Here is a 16,797-nt window from a genome sequence, read left to right as displayed (position 1 = left end):
AAGGAGGAGTCGGAATGAATTCTGCTGCACGTGTGTATCTGAAGCGTAACTGGCAGTTGTATGCATTGCTGATATTGCCGGTCACGTACTTTATCATCTTTAAATACGGTCCAATTTACGGCATCTTGATTGCATTTAAGGACTACAACATCTTCCAAGGCATTATGGCGAGCCCCTGGATTGGCTTCGATGCTTTCGAACAGATTTTTGAAAGAAATGACTTCTATTCTGCTCTGCGCAACACGTTCCTGCTCAATGGATTGGATTTGCTTTTCTCGTTCCCGGCACCTATCTTCCTGGCTATTCTGTTAAATGAGCTCAAATTGCCTTGGTTCAAGAAAATGACGCAGACGGTCTATTATCTTCCCCATTTTCTATCCTGGGTCATCATCGGCGGCATGGTTTATCAATTGTTCTCTACAAATACAGGGATCATCAATCAAATGATTATGGATATGGGATTCGATGCGGTGCCATTCCTGGCGGATAAGAACTACTGGCTAGTCACTTATCTCTCTACAGGTGTATGGCAAAGCGCAGGCTGGGGGACCATTATTTACTTGGCCGCGATGACGGGCATCAACAAAGAATTATACGAGGCGGCAGAAGTGGATGGCGCGGGTCGCATGCGTAAGATGTGGCATATTACGCTGCCAGGCATCCGCTCTACGATTGTCATTCTCCTCATTATCAATATCGGGCATATGGCTTCAATCGGTTTCGATCGTCCCTATATTCTGGGCAACGCGATGGTACAGGATTATGCCGATGTGCTCAGCACATTTGTTTACCGGGTCGGCTTGCAGTCTGGCCAATATACAATTGCGACTGCAGTAGGACTGTTCCAATCTGTTGTAGGACTCGTATTTGTTCTAGGTTCCAACTATCTTTCCAAGAAAATAACGAATGAAGGTATATTCTGATTGGATAATTACGAAAGGAGTTTACGATCATGAGAATCAAATCAAGCATCGCCGATCGTATGGCGGATTCACTTATTTATGTGCTGCTTCTTGCATTTCTGGTCATCACGCTCGTCCCATTCTTGCATATTGTGGCGATGTCTCTTAGCTCCAACGGGCCAATTCTGTCTGGGCATGTGACCATCTTTCCGGTTGAATTCAGCATAGATGCGTATAAGGTCGTGCTGAATGACAGTCAGGTGATCCAATCGTTGTTCTTTACGATTCAATTGACGGTCATGTATACGGTGTTTAGCTTGATTATGACGATTTGCTGCGCCTACCCGCTAACAAAGACGTACCTGCGCGGTTATAAGGTTATTATGCTGATGATTGTCGTGACGATGTTTTTCGGTGGAGGCGTTATCCCCGAATATATATTGATGAAAGAGCTGAATTTGCTTAACACGATGTGGGTCATGATTATTCCGGGACTGATCAGTCCGTTCTATATGATCATCATGCGAAGCTTCTTCAAGAATATTCCTGAAGGCATTGAGGAATCAGCGCAAATAGACGGCAGCACCCATTTCGGCATTCTGACGCGAATTGTACTGCCGCTTTCGATGCCTGTCATCGCTACATTAAGCTTGTTCTATGCTGTTCACAGGTGGAATGGATTTATGGACTCGCTGTTGTATATTACCGATACGGATCTGTATCCGATGCAGCTAAGATTGTACAACATTATTATGAACGCTTCCGGGGCATTTACGGAACAAGAAGGCATGATTGGTGTTCAGATCTTGCCGGAAAGCCTTAAATCCGCCAACATCGTGTTTGCGACGGTACCGATCTTGCTTGCTTATCCATGGCTGCAGAAGTATTTTGTATCCGGCATGACGCTCGGCTCCGTAAAGGGCTGATGCTCGCTATTATGAACGATAAGAAGACCCATTCTGTTGATGGCCGAGTGTCCAGCACCAGAAGCTCGAAGAAGGGAGGAGGCGATACATTTGCGATTTACGGAAGAGAAAATGATCACTTTTACAGACAGTCATATCTTTAATCTACGGGATCACTTGAAGCACGAGCTCTATTGGTGGCCAGACACACTGCTCACCTACCATCTTGATTTCAGTAAGAATCCGATTGTTCCACATGCACTTGTATTCATGGATTTAACCGCACAGCGGCACATTCCTTATCAGTTGTCCAGGTCTCGACTGGATTCGTCCGGGCGCCTGCTGTCTGCAGACTTCAGCTTTATAGCCAGCTTGCAGCCGGGGGAGGCGCGGAGCTTCAAGCTAGAGCGATCGGAAGCGATACAACAATTTGATTCGCCGATCCGCCTATCCAAGGATGAAGGCAGTTTATGGTTAGATAATGGCGTCTTCGCCGCGCGAATTCCGAATTCTCAGCTTTACCCGGTACAAATTCCCGGACCGATTATGCAAGTCCACACGGACGGCATGAAATACGGCAACTCGGAGATTAAACCGGGCAAGCTGCGCATTCTGGAAATCGTCACCACGTGCCAAGAATTCGGGCCGCTGTTTGCCGATTATAATATCGTGTATCTATTCGACGGCGGCAAGTCCTATACGGCTCAGCTTAGAATCATTCGCGGCATGGAGTTCATGATATTTGATGAGCAAATGACGAACATCGATGAACATGACGAAGCTTCCTTCACTCTTTATTGGTCTGGTCTGACGCCGACTCATCGGCATGCTCCGAACAATCCAGCGATTATGATCGGAGACTACGAAAGTGAATATGAACAATTTAATTGGGACCGTATCGATCAGCCTTATGTAGGCAATTATAGCCATCCCGTCGGGATGTGGTCGAATAGTGCAGCAGGTGAAATCCCGTTTCGACTCTCCATGTATGAGCCGCAGTCATCGATTGTCAAAGTGAATGCGGCGTCGTTCTGGGATGACAATAGCGGTCAATCCATCGGGGCATTCATATTGGATGAATCCAGCTGGGACAATGGCAGATACGATATGTTCTGCTCCTGGGACGGCTTCGCGGTTCGGTTCTTCTATCAGCATGGATTGCTGCGGTGGGAATATCCGCTTGTCAGCGGTAAACGAACGACAGCGGTTGCCATATACCCTCATGAGAAGGACAAAGCCTGGTTCGAGAGCACAAGGCCGAAGCAGCCGGAGGAGGCTCGCTATTTGTCCGGAGCAACCAACTTGCCCTTCCATGGCGCGAGCTACAGCATGTTCCTGCAAATTCGATACAGTCTTCTTTCCCTCGATAAGATCAAGGACTACGTACTGGAATATCCTGAGGATGCAAGACGTAGTACGATCATTTTTGATGAATGCCCATATCCGGACTACGAAAGCTTCGAGCAGTTTCTGATGAACTACATTCTTGTGAGCAAGCTGCCTACGCACGGTCAGCGAGCCAACGCAGGCTTTAGCGCAGTTCCCTATCGCAGGATGGAGAGTTTCGCAAAGGCGTACAATCTTTATCATCATGTCATGCCAGCACCGACCCGGCAACGTGTGGAAGCGATACTGCTGCTCCTGACCTATCTGGCTGCCAGTGAAGAAGTCATACCGCTGTTGAATATGCATGGCGGACCGCCCAACCTGCATGGTGACGTAAAGCGAGCGCTGGGTTATATGGTCACGCAGTTTCCCGCGCATCCGGAGACAGGGCATTGGAAAGAGCTGTTCGCCAAATTCGTAGAGACCTCGCTTCGGCTGTATACAAGGCCTGACTTGCCGGGGCTTCGACTGACGGGTGGACGCTGGGCAGAGAATCTCGGAACCTATACGTGGGCATTCCTTATTCCTGCGCTGAAAACAGCGACGCTGCTTGAGAGGCAAGCGGACATGAGAAACCTGTTCGCTACCCCTTATGCGGCTATGCTGGGGAGATGGCTGGTGCATGCTTTGACCGCGCCTTTCGCCGGAGAAAACCAAACGTTCATGCAGATGATCGGCAATCAGGGTCATTATTGGAGCTGCTTTGAGGAGGATGCAGGACCTCACCGCGTCTACCTGCCGATCGGCGCTCATTCAGCCAGAAGGACGACGCCTCTTTCGATGCGCGATTTCGCCCAAAGTCTGGAGCGTTATGATCCGATTCTCGCCGAGAACCTTCATTATATATGCTCAGATTTGCCCGATGATTTTGAATCCAGAAGCTTCGAACCGTACAAGCCCATCCGCGAGCAGGACCGCAGGCATCGAGGCACAAGGCCTGACTTCAAGACGATCGCTTTTACTGGTTTTGGCATCATGCTGCGGAGCGGCGTATATACGCAGGATGAGGTTTCCGTATTCGTGCAGCAGATCGACGAGGGACCCAATTACCGCTGGGGCACCGCAGGCATGGGCGGCAGCGGCAACATCTATTATTACGCCCAAGGCAAGGCGTACAGTCATCACGGCAAGGAAGATGCGGGCGATCGCATGTTAAACGATTGTGAGGTAGCATGCAATTTTGGCGTGTGGAAGAACAATAAATACACGTCAATTGGGCCGAGCGTCATGACAAATGCCTACCATTCGCTAGGTACTTTTCAATATACTGCAATTGAATCAGAGAAGGATGATCTGTCTTATTCGTATCCCGAATATCTGGAGCGCAATGTGCTGCTGTCCGGGACGGATTATATTTCGATCTATGACAAAACAGGCTCGCCGTCGATGCGCAATCGCTTTACTTGGAGCGTCTCGAGCTTTGACGAAATGCCCCAGATCCATTTGTTGTCGAGATGCGATTTCAGGAGCAAGCTGACGACAGGCGATGGAGCGAACGCTACTGACTGCGTCTGGTATGAGGGAAGCGGAGATAGCTTCGCGATCGTCAGTCATCGTAAGGATTTATTGGTGGAGAAACGAAGCTATGGCGCGGTTGTTGTGGCGCCAGCGTTCAAAGATACGTTATTCAGAAGCCATTACCCGCTACAGGGAGAGTTCGACGGCGCAGTGTTTGCCGGTACGGCTGGTGCGATAAGGGAGTATGAAGATGGTACTGTCGATATTGCGCTCATTCAGGGACAGTCGATTCTGGCCAAAGGCATATATCTGGCTTCCGAGAATGGAAAAACGGGAATCAGCTTGAGCATAAGTTCATCTGGATCGCTTACTGGCAAGGTCTCCAGCCTGGCAGAAGATCGTATTCAGGTTACCTATGAAGGAAAGGGAAATGTCCGTATCTATCTGAACAGCTTGTTGGCTGAGCCGGATGATGAAGGGATGTTCGCCATCGCAAGCGGTGAATATACACTGGAAATCGTGGATCCGCAGAGCTTGCCGATGCCTGCGGTTCCGAGTGTCGAGCGTGTTCTCCAAGGAGACGGCACTTGTGAAGTGCGTTTCCACGAGGCTCCTGGCGCAACTCGTTATCAAGTGCAGATTAGCGAGGATTATGGTGAGACATGGCAGACGACTGCTGTCGTGACGGAGACTTCCTGTAGGTTGGAAGGGATCATCAACGGAAAAAAATACTTTGTTCGCGTATGCGGGATAAACGAACATGCCAAGTTGGGCGAATATTCTCATGAATATCCTCTCTATCCAAGCGACCGTATGCCAGAGCCGCCGGAAGGGCTGGACATCGTTATCCAAGGAGATGAGCTTGAATTGACCTGGGGAAGCGTATTAGGCGCGCAGAGCTATCGCCTGTACCGTATGGATTTCCGCGGGCAGCAGGAATTAATCTATGCGGGTGAAAATACCCGGTATTCTTGTGTTCGCTCCGATTGCGGCGAGATTCATCAGTATACCGTGTCGACTGTCAATCTGTGCGGAGAGGGTGTACCTTATCCGCATCCGGTGGATGACAACCCGGCATCGCTGAGGAACTTCAAGCCTTTAATCGAACGACAGACCCATCGAACTTCTTTATATGGGCATCATCCGTTCGCGCTAAAGAATGTGCATCGATATCGGGATGTTCCAGCAACATATCCGGAGAGCATACATCGCAAATAAATACGAGTAAAGGATGATTGATTTGACACAACCAATTGCTCCCCATACGCTTGAACGTTTAGCAAGTCAAGTGTTTGATTATATGATTGATGATCATTCGGAACTTAAGGATGATAAGTCGGGAGTCGACTGCCACGGCAGCGACTGGGGAATGGATATTCATAAGTGGGACTGGAATCCGGGGGTAGGCGTTATCGCGATTTCTCACTACTATGAGGCTAGCAAACGTCCAGAGGTACTTGCATATTTGACTAGCTGGATCGAGTCGAACAAGGAGAAGGCGCTGAAATTTCAACATGTGAACAATATGGCGCCATTTACGATATTTCCCGATATGTACGCAAGAACGGGCGACGAATTTTATCGGAATACCGCAGTGGAGTACGGGGAATGGATTATCGATGAGCTTGTGAAAACAAGCTCAGGCGCTTTCCAGCATGGCGGGGAATGGCATGAGCAGGTTTGGGCGGATACTATTTTTATGGTCGTCTTATTTTTTGCCAAGCTGGCCAAGATGACTGGAAATCGTAAGTATGCCGATGTAGCAGTAGAGCAATTGCTGCTCCATCTCCAGCTGCTGGAGGATAAGGAGACCGGCGTGCTGTTCCATGGCTATCATTGCGATGGGCATCATCTATCCGCTGCACGATGGACACGCGGCAACTCGTGGATCGTCGTTGGTACGCCGCTTGTCTTGCAAGAGCTTGAAGGCCTATGCGAGATTCCGGAAGAGCTGCTTGCACGGTATCGCAAATTGGTAGATGCGATCATTACGTATCAAGCAGATAATGGCTTGTGGTCCACGATAATGGATCGACCGTCCTACTATCAGGAAACCTCTGGCAGTGCGGGAATCGGATGCGGCCTTGCTATTGCGGTTCGATTGGGATTGCTTGACGACTCCTATATGGGAGCAGCGAGTCGCGTGCTTGAAGGCGTGATGGGGAAAATCAAGGAAAACGGCGAGGTTGCGGATGTTTCCGGAGGAACTCCTATTATGCAGACGATAGAAGCGTACAATGAATTGAGCTGCTATCCGACATTGTACGGACAAGGATTAACACTGATGCTGATCTCAGAATTTCTCTATGACAACTAACAATCGGTTTATACCGGAGTATTGGAACTGGTTCCCGGAAAGTCGTTACGGCCTGTTTATCCATTGGGGGCCGTATGCTCAAATTGCGAGAGGCGAGCAAGTGCTGTTCCGTGAACATATGGATCATGCCCAGTATTCCGAGCAGGCTTGCTTGTGGAACCCTGCGCAATTCGATGCCAGACTTATGGCAAACATCGCGAAGAAGGCAGGTATGAAATATGCGTGCTTCACAACGCGTCACCATGATGGCTATTGCATGTGGGATACGAAGTTTACCGACTACTCAAGTGCGCAGCAAGCCCCGAGGCGAGACTTTGTACGTGAATATGTGGATGCATTCCGTGCGGAAGGTCTGCGAATAGGCCTTTATTATTCTTGGTTAGACTGGCGTATTCCAGCCTATTTCGACGGTCCCGATGCAGATCCTGACGGATGGGAAACGATGCGAAGCTATATGCACAACCAAGTAGAAGAATTGTTGACGAACTATGGGCAAATCGATCATTTTTTCTTCGACGGCGTTTGGCCGCGTAATCACTTGGAATTGCAAAGCCAACAGCTCGTACGCAGGATGAGAGAGCTGCAGCCCCACATTCTGATCAACAATCGACTAGGTATCTCCGAAGAAGCAATGAATAGTCATGCTGACGGCGGGCAAGGCGCGGGTGGGATGGACGATATGGGAGATTTCGGAACACCGGAGCATGTCATTATCGCTGATTCGAATCGTCTATGGGAATCTTGCCAAGTGTCGACCTGGAGACTATGGGGGTATGCCAAAGGCGAACGCTGGCGTTCTTCCGATCTCTTGCTAGATATGCTATGTGAATGCGCTGAGAAGGGCGGAAACCGAGGAGGCAATCTGCTGCTGAATGTAGGCCCGCAGGCCGATGGACAGCTGCCCGCACCGTTCGTAGAGCGCGTGCTTGAGATCGGAGAATGGCTGGAGGTTCATGGCGAAGCGATTTACGGGACAGACGGCGGTGATTTGACGGAGTTCGTCACGTATGGAAGACAGACGATAAAAGATTGTTCGTTATTTCTGATCTTCCGGTTCTGGCCCGGTGAATCCCAGCTCCGGTTGGCTGATCTGAAGACACCAGTCCTTAAGGCGACGTTGATAACAACGGGGCAAGAGCTAGCCTTCACTCAGCGCGGGGAACAATTATTTATTGAGGGGCTGCCGATCGAGCGACCAACAAAGCTGTTTCCGGTTATTAAGCTGGAATTCGCGTCTCGTCCTGAAACGGGACAATGGGGCACGGAGCGGAATTGGAGCGGCGACCCGAAACGGGTTGCGGATTGGGCACGTACAAGAGGCACCTCCGTGTTTGTGGATGGCAAGCCAAGAGCATAGGGAGTGAAAAAAAGGCTAGTTGCATTCGGGTTCGAATGCAGCTAGCCTTTTTGGTATGCAATGAGGCACAGTGGGCCAGTTCCCTTACAGAATGGCTTCGATGAGTGCCAATTCCTCGCTGCTAAATGCCAATTGCTGAAGTGCAGCTACGTTTTCTTCGATTTGAGTTACACTGCTTGCTCCAATCAGCGCGGATGTTACGCGATTGCCTCTCAGTACCCATGCCAACGCCATCTGGGAAAGCGTCTGACCGCGCAGCTGCGCGAGCTCATTCAGCCTGCGGATTTTGTCCAGCTTCTCCTCTGTGATATCCTTCTGCTGCAGATTGCCGGACTTGCTTGCAGCACGGGAGCTTGCAGGAATGCCTGACAAATATTTATCTGTCAACAGCCCTTGCGCCAGCGGAGAGAAAACAACGCTTCCTGCTCCAGCCTCCTCAAGCACATCCTGCAAGCCGTCTTCGATCCAGCGATTGAGCATGGAATAGCTTGGCTGATGAACAAGCAGCGGCGTGCCGAGCTCATTGAGAATGCCAATGGCCTCCTTTGTTTGTTCGGCCGTGTAGTTGGATATGCCGATATATAAAGCTTTGCCCTGTCTGACTATGAGGTCAAGCGCAGCTAAGGTTTCTTCAAGAGGCGTATTAGGATCAGGACGGTGCGAGTAATAGATATCGACATAGTCCAGTCCCATTTTCTTCAGGCTTTGATCCAGGCTTGCAACCATATACTTTTTGGAGCCCCAATCACCGTAAGGTCCAGGCCACAGCTTATAACCCGCCTTGCTCGTAATAATCAGTTCATCCCGGTAAGGAGCAAGATCACTCTTCAGAATTCTGCCGAAGATTTCCTCCGTTGAACCTCGCGGCGTACCATACATATTAGCCAGGTCAAAGTGGGTGATACCGAGATCAAACGCGCGTCGAACCATCGCACGTCCGTTCTCATAGGAGTCGACATCCCCGAAATTATGCCACATCCCCAGAGAAATCGCCGGCAGCTTAAGACCGGATCGTCCCGTCCGGTTGTAGAGCATCGAACCGTTGTATCTTGTTTCATTTGCTGAATAAATCATTGTTTTGTTGTCTCCTCTCGCAGCGTTCGAAATTCAAATACAAGCGGCTTCCTTCAAAACTAACGTTGATTTCCTTCGGCTTCCGCTCAGCTTTGACGAAGGGGGTATCGAAACGATCGTAGTTTGTGTTAATGATCTTGCCGTCTATTCGGAAGTTTCCTTTGTAGGTTAACGCGTATTCGATATCGCACTTGTACACCAAAGTATTGTTGTGGAAACGAATGGATCTGGCGCGAATACTTTCGATAAACGAGTGGAAGCTGCCGAAGGTTGCTTGATTGCCTAATTCGCAAATCCAATAGGTTAGCAGGCCTCTCTGGATCACATCCGACGCATCCTGTGGATTTGCCTCCAGCTGTTCTTTCCCAATGAGGGCGATATACGTTCTCCCTAGCTTTCCGAATAAATAACGGCCTTCATGCACGACTTCATCGAATTTGTCATAGGGGAAGTAGGCGTGCGTGAAGTCCGCTCTCTCTTTCTCCATAAATCCTTTACGCACGTCCAGTCTGTAGATGCTGAAATGTACGTTCCTGTCTTGAGCAGAATGAGGAAGTACACCGTTGCCTACCCAATAACCTGGTGAACCATTACGCTTTACATCATGTGTAGCAGGCGCTCCAGGGTGTGTGGTAAACACCGTAACATGATTGGAAAGGGTAGCCTGCCAAACATGCTGTTGATCGCTGAATGTGCCAGGATGATGATTTTGTACCGTTGATAACATATAATCTTTGGTTTTGTACGTATACGAATTTGCCCGCTGAATCGCGGTCCCTTGATAGACAGGATTTAGAAGCCTGCTGACGCCGGGAAGCATCCCAAGCTTTCTCACCAGGGGTACATTCACCTTGCGGAAGTCGATCAAAAATCGATTGTTATGAAGCTTCCAAGCATTAAACATATCGTACGAGATATTGACGGACTCTGGATTAATGAAGCTTTCCATCGACCATAGGAACATACCGGTAGAATGAAGGTCAGTCGGATCACTAAATTCCTTCCGGATCTCTTGAAGATCAAGTCCCATAGAGTCTTTAATAATTTGGTCTCCCTGATCAAGGCCGATTCGATAGATAACCTCAGGCAGGTCATACCGATCCATTAATAGAAAATTGGCTGATATACGGGAGTAATCCAAGTCGCCCTTATGGCCGAAGCCCCACACCTTTTCACTGATGTTCAGCGTATTCTGAACGTTGGGATTTTTTTTCTGATGCTCGTAACAGCGACCGCTTGTTGCGGCGAATAGACCCTTGAATGAATGCATGCCCATATCCAGGAGCAGTAGATCCATAATCATTTTGGACTTTAATGTGATCTCCTCGTCCTGACAGAAATCGATCAGAATAGACAGCGCCGCCATATCTTCTTCGTAATATACATTCGAATGCCACTCCGTGAATCCATAGTCGAAGCGGTATCGAAGCCAAGATAGAACTCGGATTCGCGCTTTCTTCAGATGTGCCTCGCCATTGGTACGATCATTAACAAACAGCTCGGCAGGATAGAGCTGTCCCGCCAAATATTCAACGGATGCAAACAGGATTTGATGATTTTCGGACCAATAACACATGCTGTCTTCACCGGGCTCATCGATCCAGTACTTGAACCCCAGAATGGTTTTCTTGATTCGTTCTGCCGTTTGTTCAGACAACAAATCCTTATAGGCATAGATGGTTCGAATCAAAGACACCATTCGAAAATCTGCACAATCGTAGCGCAGGTCAATAAATTGGCATATTTCGATAATAGGCCCTTCATCGATAGAATGACCTAGATGCAGCTCGCGAATTGCCCTAAAGCAAGTGGGAGCTTTCTTGTTATCCATGTCTGCCCACCTCCAACATTTATGGTCAAAGAGCACCTCCCTAATGCTGCGGACGGGTTTCCTCGTTCACCTAATGGTAGAGAAGATTAGATGTAACCGCAATAAACTTATTTCAGCAATGGCATTGGTTTCAGCACGCTGAAACAAGGCTGGCTCGATAAGCACCTAAAAAAACCACAACAACATATATGGTAATTCCTAGCTTCCGAATTCTCTCTTCTATATAGTTAGGTTGTAAATGTAAGCGCTATCTTATTGGGAGAGGAAGTCATTTTATGAAACCAGGCTTATTGCAGAAAGGCATTAGTATGGTCTTAAGCTTCGCCCTCATTTTTTCGTTTATTCCATCGCTTGACATGGTGGAGGCTGCGGAGGCTGCTGGATCTGCTGCCTATTATGAGGACAATGAACGTTTCGACGATTTCCAGAACCTCGAATCGACGATTCCTAGAGGGGATCATTCGGTGGAGCCGCCCGTGGGTGGCCAGGCTGTGAATTCCAGCAATACGACGGCGAAAACCTTGAATAACTGGCGGTCGAATGCAAGCGCGGGAGTGTGGAGCATCGGCTCGGACGATGGCTCGAATGTCGGCATGTATTTTAACGGCGGCAGCACGTCGACGGCATGGCTCATAGAGTATTCGGCAAATGATGTGCTGTTCTCAGGCAAGGTCAAGCTGCACAAGAATACGCCGACCACCGTCCCGGGCAGCCCGTCCTACTTCGGCGTGGCAACACGGGTTACGGACAATAACAGCATGTATGCGCTGGCTATACGCAAGATGTCGGCGACACAATATAATTTGGTGTTGTTCAAGCGGGTTTCGGGCACGATTACAGAAATTTCGCAATCTACACCGATCCCGAATTTTGAAGCAGATCGATATTACCGGATGACCATGCAAATCACCGGAACGCCGGGGAACACGGTCTTGACTGGCTCCATCGAAGGCGGACCGACCGTAACAGCGACTGTTACGGATACAACAGGCATTCCGACAGGGTCAAGCGTAGGCTTCTTCGGAAACTCCAACATGCGGATGTATGTGGATGATGTCTATGCCATGAAGCTATTTCCCGGCACTCCGACAGGAGTTGGCATCCAGTCGGCAGTGGACAATCAAGTCAGCCTGAAGTGGTCCGGCGCAGCCGGCGCGGAGCGATATCATGTGAAGCGGGGAGCTTCTCCAGGCGGTCCATTCACAACCATTGCAACAGTGACTTCCGGCACTTATCAAGATCTGTCTGCGACCAATGGGAGCATCTATTATTATACCGTTAGCTCAGCTGCCAAAACACGGGATGGCATGTATCTTGACGGCAGCCTGTCTGCAGCCGCGGCTGCGTCTCCGCTTGCCTCCACGGCATCACCTGAAGCACCGGGCGGACTGTTCGCTGCTGTTCGCGATACGGAGGTCGGGATTACATGGGCCGAAGTACCTGATGCCGTCGGTTATAAGATTAACCGCAGCAGTATCTCGGGCGAGAGCTATGGGGTCATCGGTACGGTGGATGGCGTGACCACTAGCTATCTGGATGTGGGCTTGACTGTGCATACGGATTATTATTATACGGTATCTGCTTACAATTCTTCGGGGGACAGCTTGCTTTCTCCTGAGCTGTACGCCAGAACGGAATATCCGCCCGACGCGCCGCAAGGCTTGACGGCGATTCCTGGTCATTCGACGATTAAGCTGCAATGGCAGCCAGTCAACGATGCGGTGTCTTATACGCTGAAGAGAGCCAGCTCCTCCGGCGGCTCCTATTCTGTTATTGCGTCGGACTTAGCAACACCTGCGTATGTAGACAACAATCTTCAGAACGGCGAAACGTATTTCTATGTTGTGCAGGCGTTAAACGACAAAAACGGCAGCAGCCTGGATTCATTGGAGGCTTCGGCCAAGCCGCAAATGAGATATACAATTACAGAGACGCAAGTGACCGCAAGCGGATTTGACAGCATGTACAACGGAGATGGTACCTGGGGCAATAAACCAGCCAATACGATTGATGACAATCCCAACACAAGATGGGGCGCGAACGGAGCGGGGGCTTGGATTCAATACGACCTGGGCACGCTGTCGACGGTCGGCTATGCTGGCATCGCGTTCTACAAAGGAAACGAAAGATCGTATACCTTCGATATGGAGAGCTCTGCCGACGGCATGAACTGGAATACGATTTATACCGGGGCAAGCAGTGGCACATCGCTTCAGATGGAGACGTTCGACGTAGCGAATACGGACGCCAGATATATTCGAATTGTCGGCAAAGGGAACAGCGCGACTGTTTACAACGGATATACAGCTGTGCACTTGTATTCGCCGATAACAGGCGATCTGCTTACCGATCCAATTGGACCTGTGGATCAGCAGCCGTCCCCGAATGTTGAGTCGCGTCCAATCAAGGCGGGGCTATACAATCCGGACGGAACGCCGCATGAGCTGCCGTTACAGAATGCAACGACCGGCCAACGCATTAATGTAATGGATCATGGCGCTGTTGGAGATGGCGTCGCGGATGATCGTCCAGCTATCCAGCATGCAATCAACGCAGCACAGCCGGGCGATGAAGTGTATTTGCCGAACGGGATCTACAAGCTCATGAGCACCTATTCTGCCGATACGCACATTATGCTGAAAAGCGGAGTTAATCTGATCGGCGAGAGCCGGGAAGGCGCGATCCTGCTGTCAGACTTCGATAACCGTCTCGGTCCGGAGGATGCAAGTACCGGCCTGACCAATGCGAGCAGCAAAGTTCTGTCGGCGATGAATCTGAACAGCTTGACGATCTCGAGTTTGACTATTACATCGACATGGGACAATGAATATCCTACGGATCCCGCAATTGCCCATCCGCTGCGCGGAGGGTACAAAAATGGTATATATATCGACAAATCCACTAGCGGCAGCTCAGCTAGTGCGCCGTATAATATTGTGGTTGACAATGTTATTATCGAGAAATTCGAAAAAACAGGGGTTCGCATGGCCAAGGGGCAGCATCTTGTCGTTCGTAACTCGTTATTCCGCAGCGCTACCGATATCGGAGGCGGCGGAGCCGGCTATGGCATCGCTCTCCAAGGCGATTTCAAGGTTGACCGCTACAGCCAAGAGGAAGATTCGCAGTTCAACCTCATAGAGAACAATGTGTTCGATGGCACAAATGCGATGCGTCACGGCATCATTGTACAGGCGTATACGCATAACAACCTGGTGCAGAACAACACCTTGATCAACAACACCTATGATGCAATTGATCTGCACGGAGAAGACGAGTATTTGAACGAAGTAACCGGCAACACCGTTATCGGAACCCGCAGAGGCGCCGGCATCGCGCTTGGCAATACAGGCGGCGGCTATCCGAGCAATCATAGCGAAGCCGGACCGTACAACTATATACACAACAACACGCTGCGAAACAATGCTGAAGGCATTACAGTAGTCATTGGATCGCCGGATACGATTATTGAAAATAATCTCATCGAGATCGATCCTTCGACCTTCGTGAGAGGTCCGTACCAGCAAGCGTTGATCGGACTTCGCCTGTTGAATGCGCCAAGAACGATTGCTTCACAGAATACGATTCGGAATTTCGAAGCGACGGATGTGCCGATTGTATTGGATTACGATAACGGCGACACGAATGCCGGATTTATCGGGAATGGCAATCCACGCGACATTCAGCTGCTGGACAACAACATCTTGAACAGCATGCGAGGTATCGAAATCCGCCAAGGACATGGACATGTTGTGAAGCAGAGTGGAATTCCAGTTCTGAATACCTCCGGCAATCCCGTTTACGATGCGGTGCATTACGCCGCTGTGGATACTCGGGACCAGGCTGGAGAGCCTTTTGCAGCTTTGTTTAAGTTCGACCTGCAGAACACGCCTATTCTGGGGGCTGCATCGCTTCAGCTCAGCGGCAGGCTGACGGATGTCAATCCCGGCAGCGAGACGATTACACTCCAGGTTTACGGGATGACAAACACGGATATAAGCAGCCCTTCAGCAGCTGCGGTGGCTGATGGCGTATATCTCGGCGAATTTACGATGAGGGGCTTCAAGGAGAATACGTATAATCTGCCTTACAATGTGGACTCCTACAATATCGCTACGGATGCGCTGAAGCAATATGTGAACAGCAGGCTGGACGGCGAAGCCGTATTCCTTGTTGCCGATCCGACGGGTCAAGGTGTGCCGATCGAGCTGTACGCGGCAAACCATCCATTCGTTAACGTTCGCCCGCTGCTGAAAACGGCGGCATATGTACCGCCAGTTTATTATCCTGTTACTCCGAACGATAGCCATACACCTGTAGAGAATGGAGTGTTGTTGGATACGAAGGTCGTAAGCGTCAACGGCATAAGCATTGCCGAGGCAAAAGCGGATGACAAGGCTATAGAGGATGCAGTGCTGCGCGCGGTCAATGGGCGCATAACCCTGATTGTCGAGCCGGTGACAAATACGTCAGGCTCAAAAGTTATCGTCAATAGTGCGGCTTTGCGCAAAGCTGCCGGTGATGGACTTGTCCGCACCATGATCGTCGAGAGCGGGCTTGGAAGCTATTCGTTACCGATTACAGAAGCTCTGCTCCAGCAGCTTGGCGAGGCGAGCGAGCTAGCTATCATCATATCCAGTAACGATATAGCAGCGGAGCAAGCGAAGGCAGCTGGCTGGAAGGTGACGGCGTCTGTTGCATTTACCTTACTGGCCATCCATTCGGATGGAACAACCGTGGAGATAAATGACTTCGGGCAGTATGTTCCGCGTACCATCAAGGCGGCAAGCAGTGTGGATGATCGTACGACGGCTGTGGTTCGTGTAGAGCAGAATGGTGACGGTACGATTCGCTACACGTCGATTCCTTATGCCATCTCCGGCAATTCGATTACGATCTACAGTAGAACGAACAGCACGTATATGGTCCTGGAGAACACCGCGTCCTTCGAGGATGTGATGAAGCACTGGGCTAAGGAAGAAATCGAGCGTATGGCAGCAAGGCGCATCGTGCTTGGTATAAGCGCCACGGCGTTCAATCCGGATCAGCTGGTGACAAGAGCTGAATTTGCCGCACTCGTCACGAGGACGCTTGGATTGTCCACTGCGTCGTCCGACACAACCCCATCCTTCCAAGATATCACAGAGGAGGAGTGGTACTATGAGGCGGTGAAGACGGCTGTGGAAGCGGGGATTGTATTGGGCTACGAGGATGGTACCTTCAAGCCGAATAAAACGATAACCCGCCAAGAGATGGCGGTTATGATTAATCGCGCCATGACATTTGCCGGCTATTCGAATTCAGGCAGTCAGAGCGGCGGACAAGTATTCGCAGATGCGGATACCTTCCAGAGCTGGGCGAAGGAATCTATTATGTTATTGGGGTCCTTGGGAATCGTCAATGGTGTCGGAGAAAACGATTATGCTCCGAATGAAACGGCAACGCGTGCGCAGAGCTCGGTCATCCTGTATCGGATGTTGAAACGACTGACCTTCACCAATTAAAAGCAGGCCTATGCGCGATTAAATGCCGATCATAGAAATTCTGGAGTTGGTCTTGCTTATGGCAAG

At 50.0% G+C, this 16,797-nt stretch carries 8 protein-coding genes; 6 read left to right on the top strand and 2 right to left on the bottom strand.

Annotation, left to right across the window (positions count from 1 at the left end; all coding sequences use genetic code 11):
• Window positions 1-14: 14 nt before the first annotated feature.
• From ACX1C1_RS23900 to ACX1C1_RS23880, 5 genes are all read left to right on the top strand, one after another.
• Window positions 15-923, top strand: a complete 909-nt coding sequence (locus ACX1C1_RS23900) for an ABC transporter permease (RefSeq protein WP_458954614.1) — start codon at window positions 15-17, stop codon at window positions 921-923.
• 35 nt (window positions 924-958) lie between these two features.
• On the top strand, window positions 959-1,828 hold the full coding sequence (locus ACX1C1_RS23895; RefSeq protein WP_458957788.1) for a carbohydrate ABC transporter permease: 870 nt from the start codon (window positions 959-961) through the stop codon (window positions 1,826-1,828).
• A gap of 90 nt (window positions 1,829-1,918) precedes the next feature.
• Window positions 1,919-5,869 carry a hypothetical protein gene (locus tag ACX1C1_RS23890; RefSeq protein WP_458954613.1) on the top strand — a complete coding sequence of 1,317 codons (3,951 nt, stop codon included), beginning with the start codon at window positions 1,919-1,921 and terminating at the stop codon, window positions 5,867-5,869.
• Between the two features lie 22 nt (window positions 5,870-5,891).
• Window positions 5,892-6,968, top strand: coding sequence for a glycoside hydrolase family 88/105 protein (locus ACX1C1_RS23885; protein ID WP_458954612.1), 1,077 nt, complete (start codon window positions 5,892-5,894; stop codon window positions 6,966-6,968).
• A complete protein-coding gene (locus ACX1C1_RS23880) occupies window positions 6,958-8,325 on the top strand; it encodes an alpha-L-fucosidase (protein WP_458954611.1) in 1,368 nt (455 codons plus the stop codon). Before ACX1C1_RS23885 ends, ACX1C1_RS23880 begins: the two co-directional genes overlap by 11 nt.
• Before the next feature lie 84 nt (window positions 8,326-8,409).
• Here the strand turns inward: ACX1C1_RS23880 and mgrA are convergent, their stop codons facing one another.
• Together mgrA and ACX1C1_RS23870 are read right to left on the bottom strand one after the other, a co-directional pair.
• Window positions 8,410-9,399 (bottom strand): L-glyceraldehyde 3-phosphate reductase, encoded by a 990-nt coding sequence (gene mgrA, locus ACX1C1_RS23875; protein WP_458954610.1) that lies wholly within the window; start codon window positions 9,397-9,399, stop codon window positions 8,410-8,412.
• Window positions 9,380-11,230, bottom strand: a complete 1,851-nt coding sequence (locus ACX1C1_RS23870) for a hypothetical protein (RefSeq protein WP_458954609.1) — start codon at window positions 11,228-11,230, stop codon at window positions 9,380-9,382. The genes mgrA and ACX1C1_RS23870 overlap by 20 nt, the downstream gene beginning before the upstream one ends.
• Before the next feature lie 275 nt (window positions 11,231-11,505).
• Between ACX1C1_RS23870 and ACX1C1_RS23865 the strand changes: the two genes are divergently transcribed.
• Window positions 11,506-16,731: an S-layer homology domain-containing protein gene (locus tag ACX1C1_RS23865; protein WP_458954608.1), complete on the top strand. Its 5,226-nt coding sequence runs from the start codon at window positions 11,506-11,508 to the stop codon at window positions 16,729-16,731.
• Window positions 16,732-16,797: the final 66 nt, after the last annotated feature.

Source organism: Paenibacillus sp. strain BS8-2, assembly GCF_054483835.1.
Note: the sequence above shows the minus strand (reverse complement) of the source record. Positions and strands in the feature narration are given on the sequence as shown.